Source organism: Chrysiogenia bacterium (assembly GCA_020434085.1).
Taxonomy (GTDB): Bacteria; JAGRBM01; JAGRBM01; order JAGRBM01; family JAGRBM01; genus JAGRBM01.
This window is the reverse complement of the sequence record JAGRBM010000345.1, coordinates 1-8,982: the sequence shown is the minus strand read 5'-3', so window position 1 is coordinate 8,982 and position 8,982 is coordinate 1. Positions and strand designations below refer to the sequence as shown.

Annotated in this window: 10 protein-coding genes; 8 read left to right on the top strand and 2 right to left on the bottom strand. The window is 62.4% G+C overall.

From position 1 onward, the window contains the following. The first annotated feature begins 231 nt into the window (after positions 1 to 231). The 4 genes from KDH09_12090 (at position 232) to KDH09_12075 (ending at position 4,093) form a co-directional block, all read left to right on the top strand. Entirely contained in the window at positions 232 to 843 is a 612-nt protein-coding gene (locus KDH09_12090; protein ID MCB0220429.1) for a thioredoxin family protein, read from the top strand. 375 nt (positions 844 to 1,218) lie between these two features. Further along, positions 1,219 to 1,665 carry an adenosylmethionine decarboxylase gene (gene speD, locus KDH09_12085; GenBank protein MCB0220428.1) on the top strand — a complete coding sequence of 149 codons (447 nt, stop codon included), beginning with the start codon at positions 1,219 to 1,221 and terminating at the stop codon, positions 1,663 to 1,665. 157 nt (positions 1,666 to 1,822) lie between these two features. After that, positions 1,823 to 2,665, top strand: coding sequence for a polyamine aminopropyltransferase (speE, locus tag KDH09_12080; protein ID MCB0220427.1), 843 nt, complete (start codon positions 1,823 to 1,825; stop codon positions 2,663 to 2,665). A gap of 231 nt (positions 2,666 to 2,896) precedes the next feature. After that, positions 2,897 to 4,093 carry a beta-lactamase family protein gene (locus tag KDH09_12075; GenBank protein ID MCB0220426.1) on the top strand — a complete coding sequence of 399 codons (1,197 nt, stop codon included), beginning with the start codon at positions 2,897 to 2,899 and terminating at the stop codon, positions 4,091 to 4,093. Positions 4,094 to 4,284: 191 nt separating this feature from the next. Here KDH09_12075 and KDH09_12070 read toward each other — a convergent pair whose 3' ends face one another. Continuing rightward, positions 4,285 to 4,461 (bottom strand): hypothetical protein, encoded by a 177-nt coding sequence (locus tag KDH09_12070; GenBank protein MCB0220425.1) that lies wholly within the window; start codon positions 4,459 to 4,461, stop codon positions 4,285 to 4,287. 264 nt (positions 4,462 to 4,725) lie between these two features. Here KDH09_12070 and KDH09_12065 point away from each other — a divergent pair, with 264 nt between their 5' ends. The 4 genes from KDH09_12065 to KDH09_12050 all read left to right on the top strand — a co-directional run bounded on the left by KDH09_12065 (position 4,726) and on the right by KDH09_12050 (position 8,509). Then, the gene (locus tag KDH09_12065) at positions 4,726 to 6,102 is read left to right on the top strand and encodes an AarF/ABC1/UbiB kinase family protein (GenBank protein ID MCB0220424.1); all 1,377 of its coding nucleotides are present in this window, start codon (positions 4,726 to 4,728) and stop codon (positions 6,100 to 6,102) included. 69 nt (positions 6,103 to 6,171) lie between these two features. Continuing rightward, the gene (locus tag KDH09_12060) at positions 6,172 to 6,987 is read left to right on the top strand and encodes an MBL fold metallo-hydrolase (GenBank protein ID MCB0220423.1); all 816 of its coding nucleotides are present in this window, start codon (positions 6,172 to 6,174) and stop codon (positions 6,985 to 6,987) included. Positions 6,988 to 7,020: 33 nt separating this feature from the next. Then, positions 7,021 to 7,641 carry a hypothetical protein gene (locus tag KDH09_12055; GenBank protein ID MCB0220422.1) on the top strand — a complete coding sequence of 207 codons (621 nt, stop codon included), beginning with the start codon at positions 7,021 to 7,023 and terminating at the stop codon, positions 7,639 to 7,641. A 10-nt stretch (positions 7,642 to 7,651) separates the two neighbouring features. Further along, entirely contained in the window at positions 7,652 to 8,509 is an 858-nt protein-coding gene (locus tag KDH09_12050; protein ID MCB0220421.1) for a crotonase/enoyl-CoA hydratase family protein, read from the top strand. A 156-nt stretch (positions 8,510 to 8,665) separates the two neighbouring features. On the opposite strand, the gene KDH09_12045 is transcribed toward KDH09_12050, so the two are convergent. Then, on the bottom strand, positions 8,666 to 8,982 hold a 317-nt coding region (locus KDH09_12045; GenBank protein MCB0220420.1), incomplete at its 5' end, for a phospholipase D family protein.

The window sequence follows — 8,982 nt, the reverse complement described above, 5'->3', positions numbered from 1 at the left end:
TGGACCAACCGCGATGAAGAGATTGCCCGGACGCTCGAGTCCTACGGGCGAAGCGGCGTGCCGCTCTATGTGCTGCATCCAGGCAGGCCCGGCGCCACTCCGCAGGTACTCCCACCGGTGCTCACGCGCGCGCAAGTGATCGAGTTGATCGAGGGAATTTAGTTGCCCGGATTCCTGGAATGCGCCGGCGCGTCCTGGGGTAGACTGGAGACACCTGCAAAGGAGTATCCCATGCGCCAAATTCGCCTGCCTGTCCTTGCGCTCGTCTTCGCCCTCGCAGGCGCGCCGCCCGCCATGGCGCTCAAGCCTGGAGAGCCCGCACCGGCCTTCACCCTTCAATCATCGACCGGGCAGGAAATTTCCCTGGCCGACTATCTGGGCAAGTACGTCGTCCTCGAATGGCTCAACCACGGCTGCCCGTATGTGAAGAAGCACTACAAGAGCGGCAACATGCAGAAGCTGCAGAAGCGCTACACAGAAAAGGGTGTAGTCTGGCTTTCGGTTATCTCGTCCGCCCCGGGCAAGCAGGGGCATGGCAGTCCCGAAGAAACCGAGGCCCAGCGCAAGGCCAGGGGCTCGAATGCCAGCGCCGTCCTGATCGACGAGAGCGGCGCGGTCGGAAAGAAATACGGCGCCAAGGCGACCCCCCACATGTACGTCATCACCCCCGAGGGAACGCTTGCCTACGTGGGCGCAATCGATGATCGCCCGACCACCGATCTGGCGGATGTGGATGGGGCAAAGAACTATGTGGCCGATGCCCTCGATGCCCTGCTTGCCGGAAAGCCGGTGGCCACCAGCGCCACCAAAGCTTACGGGTGCTCCGTGAAATACGCCGATTGAGCCGAAATTTCCCGATTTTTTTACCGAAATCGGCAGTGTCGAGGCCTCGCTCATTTTTGCGGAAATACCCTGCGCGGCCACCTGACTGCCCCACCGCTGGCATCAGGCAAGCATCTGATATTACTTGTGTTTCTGTTTTACCGGGAGACTAATCGCGCCCCCATACCCCCACGGGGTCGCGCAAAATGACGCGGCGGGTCAACAACCTTTTGTAACAATTTTTCCGTCAGAGCCCCTACGGCCCCCCAGACCCCAAAAATTCGTTGAAATTTCGCTCCCAATCCGTAGATTAGGCCCCTCCCAAGCCCCGCATGCCAACAGAGGGTCGGCAAGGACGGGGCATCGCCAACGAGCGATGGGAAGGAGGAAAATGAATTGAATACGACTGGACGTCACGTACTTGCAGAGTTCCATGGATGCGATGCGGCCCTTCTCAACGACAAGGACCACATTGAAGCGCTTATGAAGCGAGCGGCCGAGGCCGCGGGTGCCACCTTGGTGGGCACCTTGTTCCATCGATTTACCCCACAAGGCGTGAGCGGCGTGGTCGTGGTGGAAGAATCCCACCTTTCAATTCATACCTGGCCCGAGAACGGATATGCCGCTGCTGATTTCTACACCTGCGGCGAGTGCAATCCCGAACTGGCCTGCGAAGTCCTCGGTGAAGGGCTCAAGATGCACGAGGCCGAAATCATGGTCCTCGACCGCGGGCAGGGCCCGGCCCCCACGGGCATCATCTTCGGCCGTCACGAGACCCTTCGTCCGCGCGCGAAGAACGTGCTGCGCCTGCCCCGCAAGCGGGCCATGGGCGCGCGTCCGTAGCCCGGGCGAGTCCGACTCCCTGATTGTTGATCCAGGCGGCGGGGCGAACGTGAGAGCGCGTTCGCCCCGCCTTTTCATGTGACGCCGCTGCGAAATCCGGGCACGCGGCTTCCCAAAATCCCCAAATTGCGTTACTGCGAACCGCGGAGATGACCCGATGGCTGATGATTGGTACGTAGAGAAGTTCGAAGACAACCTGAGCTTCGGACTGAAAGTGACAAAGCGCCTCTTTGAAGGCAAAAGCGATTTCCAGAAGGTGGAGATCTTCGAGACCGAGCGCTTCGGCACGACGCTGGCCCTGGACGGCCTGTATCAGACCAGCGCCGGCGACGAGTATTTCTACCATGAGATGATCGCCCACCCGGCCATGACGACCGCGCCGAACATCGAGCGCGTGCTGGTCATCGGCGGCGGTGACGGCGGAACCGTGCGCGAGGTGCTGCGCTACCCCCAGGTGAAGTTCTGCAAGATGGTGGAGATCGACGGGCTCGTCATTGAGCAGTCCAAAGAACACCTTCCGATGATCGGCACCGCCTGGGACGATCCGCGGCTGGATCTCGTGGTCGGCGACGGCATCGCCTACGTCAAAGAGACGAAGGACGAGCCCTACGACGTCATCATCCTCGACGGCAGCGACCCGGTGGGCCCGGCCGAGGGGCTCTTCAACGAGTCCTTCTTCGAGAACTGCAAGCGCATGCTGGCCAAGGGCGGCGTGTTCGTGATGCAGAGCGAGAATCCCCTGCTCTTCAAGGACGTCTTCTACGAGACTGTCCTTCTGCTCGAAAAAGTCTTCGGCCAGGCCGACCCATATTTCGGCTACGTCCCGATCTACGGCGCGGGTTACTGGACCTGGACCTACTGCACCGTCGACGGCGACCACCTGGCCATCAAGGAAGATCGCGCCGAGCAGATCGAACAGAGCTGCAAGTGGTACAACCGCGACATCCACCGCGGCTGCTTTGCCCTGCCCAACGAGGTCAAAAAGCGCCTCGGGCGCTAAGAGTTTTTGCCACAGAGGGCACAGAGTTCACAGAGAGCAAAGACTGCTTTTTTACAGGATGCACAGGACCGGCAGGATCAGAAATCCTGTTTATCCTGTGCATCCTGTTTTGGTTTTCTGCCCTTTTCTCCGTGAGCTCTGTGCCCTCTGTGGCTAATTTCTCCCCTTCATTGCAGCGCGTCAGCAATTCGTAATACCCTTGGCGCCCAGCAGCCCAGGGGGATTCACAACATGCTCGACGGATTCGTTCATCCCGACTTTTACCCGGTCGCGCGCGCATTGCGGTGGCAGGTGCAGCGCCTGCCCGGCGGCTGCGCCGCCACCGTCTACTACAAGGGCAAGTGCGTCGTCGACATCTGGGGCGGCGCCAAAGACAGCGCCGGCAACCCCTGGCAGCGCGACACCATCGCGACAAGCTTTTCCACCACCAAGGGCGTGGCCAGCACGGCGCTGCACATGTGCGTCGACCGCGGCCTGCTCGACTACGACGATCCGGTCACGCGCTACTGGCCCGAATACGGACAGAACGGGAAGGAACGCACGACGATTGCCCACTGCCTGACCCACGCCGCGGGGCTCTACAACGTGCGCGCGCTCGTCTCCCACGCCGAGGACCTCAAGGACTGGGACCTGGTGACAAAGGCCATGGAAAAGGCCGCGCCCGAGCACGCCCCCGGCGAGCACCACGCCTACCACGCGCTTACCTACGGACATCTCATCGGGGAGCTCGTGCGCCGCGTGACCGGTGCGCCCCTTTCGGAGTTCGTACAGAAAGAAATTGCCGAGCCACTGGGGCTCGATGGCCTGTATCTGGCCGTGCCCGAGAGCGAAGTGCCGCGGGCCGCGCAGCTTCTGTGGAAGAAACCCAACCGGCAGCAGGTGGGTCAGAGCCGCAAGGCGCTGAAATCGCCGCGCGGCCTGCTGAAACCCCTGCTGCGCCGCATCGGCGTCTCTCCCAAGCGCATTGCCGAAGCCCTGCTCCCCGTGGGTATGAGCGAGTTCGATCTCTCGGCTCCCGACGTGCTGATGGCCTCGATTCCGGCAGCCAACGGCAATTTCACCGCCCGTTCCCTGGCCAAGCTCTACGCCTGTCTGGCCAATGGCGGGGAGTTCGAGGGAGTGCGGCTCCTCTCGCGCAAGACGCTCGAGCGCGCAACGGTCATTCAGACCACGCGGGCCGACCGGGTCATTGCCATCCCCATGTACTGGCGCCTCGGCTATCACGCCGTGAACACCACGCGCGGCGCGGTAAAGACCGGCTTTGGCCACTACGGTTTTGGCGGCTCGGGCGGATTTGCCGATCCCGCCCGCGACCTGGGCGTGGGCATGACGCTCAACGGCTGGCTCGAGAACCCGATCGGCAACCTGCGCCTGCCCCACATTGCGGGCGTCACCATGGGCTGCATTCAGAAGATCGAGAAACGCTAGCGATTCCCGAGCAGTTTCCCCTCACCCTCGCTTCGCTCGACCTCTCCCTTAAAGGGAGAGGCGCTGAGAGGTGCGCCTTCGGCGAACACCCAAACGTGGGCCGCGGGACCGGCCGGGGTAGGGCCGGTCCCGCGTGTTCAAAAGGAGAAGTCCCCCGAAGGGGTTGGCAGTTACGTGGGGATGGGCGGCGATTAGCCGTGGAGGTAGGCGACGATCATGCCGGCAAGCGTGCCGAAGACCGTGACGAAAGAGAGCACCCGGTCGCGGGCGGCTCCGCGGAATTGTTCGCGGTAGCCCCACCCGGCCGTGGCCGGCAGGCTGCCGCTCCAGTCGATATTGATCTGTGGTTGGCTGGTATGCTCGTTCATATCCCTCACTCCAATTACCGAATACATCACGCATAATACCGAACAAAAATCGTATGTCAAGCGTTTTTTGTTCGGCATTTTTTCCGATCGCCCGGAACCGGGGATTCCCGGCGGATCCGCTCAAACGCTTGGCAGCGGCTCCGATAAGGTCTATCTTCGCTGACGCGTGTGTCATCGCGCGTCACACGCTTTCCGACGATATTTCGACCGTAGCCGGCAATTCGAGCGGCCTCGCCGGCGCGCACGGCACTCCAGGAGCCAAGCATGAAGGTCTTTTTCCGCGTACTGCCCCGCCTGATCGCGGCTTACTTCCTCTCGATCCGGTATTTCTTCACTTTCTGGTGGTACACCTTCCTGCGCTTCCTGACCGGCGCCAACAAGGACACCTTCGCCCAGAGCCCCTTCACCCTGGGGGCGTGGTGCTTCCGCCGGATGCTCGAGGACCTCGGAGCCACCTACGTCAAGGTCGGCCAGATCATGAGCACCCGGCCCGACATCCTGCCGCCGTGGATGATCGACGAGCTCGTGAAGCTCCAGGACTCGGTGCCCCCCTTTGATTCCAAACTCATTCCCGCGGAGTTCGAGAAAGCCTTCGGTCGCCAGCCGGAGGAAATCTTCGCCGAATTCGACGACAAGCCCATTGCCTCGGCATCGGTCGCGCAGGTTCACGAAGCCAAGCTCAAGAGTGGCGAGAAGGTCGCCGTGAAGATCCGGCGTCCGGGCGTGAAGGAAAAAGCGGAACTCGACCTCGAAGTGATGGATCTGTTCGCCCGCTCGATCTGTTTCATTCCCAGCATTCGGCTCACTTCCCCCGTCGAAGCGGTCGAGGAATTTGCCAAGTCCATCCGGGGCCAGCTCGATCTGAGCAACGAGGCCGAGAACAACCACCGCTTCCACGAGAACTTCAAGGACAATCCGAAGGTCATCTTCCCCAAGCTCTACGAGGACTACTGCGCCGAGAACATTCTCACCATGGAGTTCATCGAGGGCTACAAGCTCGCCGACATCGACAAGACCAACTCCGACCCCAAGGAACTGGCCCGACAGGGCCTGCGCGCCATTTTCCAGATGATCTACATCGACGGTTTCGTGCACGCCGACCTGCATCCGGGCAACCTGCGATTCTTCGATGACGATGTGGTCTGCTATTTCGATCTGGGGATGGTGGCCGAGCTCACCGACGAAGACCGCGAGCGTTTTGTGGAGTCGTTCATGGCCATGGCCCAGAACGACGGCAAAATGGTCGCCAAGCTGATGGCCGACTACGCGCCCTACCAGAACATCCAGGACTGGGACGCCTACGAGAAAGACGTCGCCGAGTATGTGAACACCTACTTCGGCAAACCGCTCAACGAAATCGAGATCTCCGTGGCCATCGCCAAGGTCACCAACACCATGCGCAAGCACCACGTGCGCGCCGACGCCACCTATACGGTCTTCTGCGTCGCGATGCTCGTGGCCGAGGGGCTGGGTCGCAAGCTCTACCCCGAGATCGACCTCAATGCCGAGCTCTTCCCCTATCTGCAGGACATTTTCCAGAAGATCATGGCCCGCCGCGCGGCGGAGGCGAAGGCGCAGAAGAGCGCGGAAAAGCCCGCCGAAACCGGCGCTGCGCCCGCGGCATCCCAGTCCCAGGCCTAGTCAGCCACCGGGAGTTGCGAATCTCGCCGCTCTGGTAAATGCTGTGCGGGCCGGGAAGAGGGAATTGCCATGAAAATCCATCATCTGAACTGCGGGACCATGTGCCCGATCGGCGGCGCTTTGGTTACCGGCCGCTCGGCCGGCGAGGTCATCTGCCACTGCATGCTGGTCGAGACCGAGGACGGCCTCGTCCTCATCGAGACCGGCATGGGAAGCGACGACGTGCGCGACTCCAAGCGCCTGGGCCCCATCCGTTTCGTTACGCGCCCGCAACTGCACATGCGCGACACGGCCCTTGAGCAGGTCAAGGCGCTCGGGTTCTCTCCGAGCGACGTGCGCCACATCATCCTGACGCATCTCGATCTCGACCACGCGGGCGGCCTGCCCGATTTTCCCAAGGCAAGAGTTCACGTGCTGGGAAGCGAGCTCGACGCGGCCACGCACCCGCCCACCCGCGAAGAGAAGATGCGCTACCGCAACGTGCAGTGGGCCCACGGGCCCGACTGGGTCCGCCACGCGCCGCAGGGCGATTCGTGGATGGGCTTCGATGCGGTGCGGGAACTCGACGGACTGCCGCCGGAGTTCCTGATGATCCCGCTCAACGGCCACACCCGCGGCCACGGCGGCGTCGCCGTCGAAGTCTCGCCGGACCAGTGGCTCCTGCACGCAGGGGATGCCTATTTCTATTCGGGCGAGATGGACTGCCACCACCCGCACTGTCCGCGGGGGCTGCGCGCCTTCCAGCAGGTCGCGGCCGTCGATGACAAGCAGCGCCGCCGCAACCAGCACCGCCTGCGCGAGCTGGTTCGGGCCGAGGGAGAGCGCGTGAAGATCGTGTGTGCCCATGACCCGGCGGAGCTTCGCGCCATGCAGGCGGGCGGCTAAGCTGCCGGCAGCACACGCACCGGGGGAGCGGCGATGACGTTTATCAACACATCCTATTTCTTCGAAGTCGACACGCAGGGACAGGAAAAGCGCTTCCGCCTGTTTGCCATCGAACGCGACGACGACGAGATGGAAGAGGACGTCGATCCCGAAGAGCTCTTCGAGGGCGTGAAGATCGAGGAGATCCCCGGCGGCGACAAGGTCGAGACCGTATCGCTCGGGGGCATCCGCGACATGCCAGAGTATCGCACCCGCGCGATGCTCCACACCTACGACCAGCACGGCGTGCGCATCACCATCAAGAGCCCCACGCCCCAGCGGCGGCTGTGCAAGCGCACGCTCTTCGGGGCCTATTCGATTGCCGCATCCAACGACGAGAGCGTGCGCGAAGTCATCCGCAAGTGCATGCGCGAAGTGCTCCACGGCTCCATCCTGGTGAGCGCCATCGAGCACCCCGGCCACGCGCTGGCCGGCTATCACGACCTCGTACAAAAAGCCGTGCAGGACCGCGGCATCATCCTGCAGGGACCGCTGCGCATGGGGCTTTACACAGAGAAGGAACTGGGCCCCTGGCGGAACCTCGCCACCAAGAAAGACAACGCCAAGGCCACCATCGTCCAGCACAAGAAGGACGACGAGGACTGGGGCGCCTGAGGGAGAATCAATGGCTGACTACGAAACGATCAAGACACAAAAAGACGGGGCGATCTTCACGATCACTCTCAACCGTCCCGAACGCATGAACGCGTTCACCTACAAGATGCACGAAGAACTCATCGCGGCTTTCGATGAGGCCGACGCCGACGACGAAGTTCGCGCGGTCATCATGACCGGCGAGGGCAAGGCCTACTGCGCCGGCGCCGACCTCGAGGGCGGCGGCAAGATCTTCGATTCCAGCGGCCGCGAAACGGTCCAGGAACACCGCGACTCGGGCGGCCTGGTCACGCTGCGCATCTTCGAGTGCAAGAAGCTCGTGATCGCCGCCATCAACGGCGCAGCCGTGGGTGTGGGCATCACCATGTGCCTGCCCGCCGACATCCGCCTGGCCAGCGAGAAGGCGAAGTTCGGCTTCGTCTTCTGCCGCCGCGGCCTGGTGCCCGAGGCCTGTTCGAGCTGGTTCCTGCCGCGCATCGCCGGCATTTCGAAAGCCATGGAATGGGTGGCCACCGGCCGCGTCTTCCTCGCAGACGAAGCCCTTGCAAACGGCCTTGTATCCGAGGTGCTGCCCCCCGAGAAGCTGCTGGAACGCGCCCGTGAGATCGCCAACGAGAGCGCCGAGAACACCAGCGGCGTCGCCGTCGCCATGGCGCGCCACCTGCTCTGGCGCATGATGGGCGCCGACCATCCGATGGAAGCCCACAAGCTCGACTCCAAATGCATTGCCTACATGGGCCAGAACGCCGATGTAAAGGAAGGCGTGACGAGCTTCCTCGAAAAACGCGCGCCCAAATACCCCATGAAGGTCAGCACCGACATGCCCGACTTCTTCCCCTTCGGGAAAGAGCGGAAGTTTTCGGAGTAGCTTCGCTACTTCTAATTCTGTCATGCTGAGCCGAAGGCGAAGGATCTCAACGTGCCCGCGCAGGCACCGGAACGAATGGGCCCTTGCCATCGCCCACTGGTTGAGATCCTTCGCTGCGCTCAGGATGACAACCTCAAGTAAATCGAGCGCAGCCCCCTACAGCAACTCCTCGATCGGCATCAGTTCCCAGAATTGCAGGCGAAGGCGCTTCCACAGGGAAGCCTTGCGGTTGGGGTTCTCCGTGCGGGGGTTCCAACTATTGCCCGGCAGCATGTCGCGCTCGATGGCGCCCTCGACCTGACGGGCGAGTTTCTCGCTCCGGATCAGGACGCCGATCTCGGTGTTGAGATTGGTCGAGCGCGGGTCGAGGTTGAAGGTGCCGATAAAGAGCTGCTCGCCGTCGATGACCAGTGTCTTGGCGTGCAGGGCGAAGATGGGAACTTCTTTTTCGAGTTCTTCGTAGCGGTCGATCA